This window comes from Bacillus sp. GC_Bacil_1, from assembly GCF_026540675.1.
Lineage (GTDB): Bacteria > Bacillota > Bacilli > Bacillales > Bacillaceae_G > Bacillus_A > Bacillus_A cereus.
Genome location: NZ_JALNUG010000056.1, coordinates 1 through 559 on the forward strand (window position 1 = coordinate 1; position 559 = coordinate 559).

Below are 559 nucleotides of genomic sequence, written 5' to 3' on the forward strand. Positions count from 1 at the left end.
CAGTACAGACCGAGCTGCATCTTGGCATTTTACAGTAGACGATAAGGAGATTTATCAACACCTACCATTAAACGAGAACGGATGGCACGCAGGAGACGGTGATGGTCCAGGTAATAGAGAATCTATTGCAATTGAAATCGCAGTTAACAGTGACGGAAACTACAGTAAAGCGGTAGATAACGCCAAAAAACTTGTAGCTTATTTAATGAAAGAAACTGGTGTACCGTTAAATAACATTGTAAAACACCAAAAATGGAGCGGTAAAATCTGTCCTGCTAACATGATTAATAATGGGCAATGGGATGTATTCGTAAATAGCGTTGAGGGGTATTATAATAATCTTTATCAACCAAAAGATGACATTACAGGAGGTTGGTATGAAGATGCTATTCGAGAGTTAAATAGAAGGGGTATTATGATAGGGGAAGGAAACGGAGTTTTCGCACCCAATAGAGCGATAACAAGAGCCGAATTTGCTCAATTAATCTCTAACTCTCTAAAACTGCCAGCTGGAGATGCTTCATTTAAAGACCTAAACGATGCAAATTCAACTTTACGA

General features: G+C 38.8%; 1 protein-coding gene. It reads left to right on the forward strand.

Annotation, left to right across the window (positions count from 1 at the left end; translation table 11 throughout):
* Positions 1 to 559, forward strand: a 559-nt coding sequence (locus OXT04_RS29555; RefSeq protein WP_267418941.1) for an N-acetylmuramoyl-L-alanine amidase, incomplete at both ends; no start/stop codon positions are given.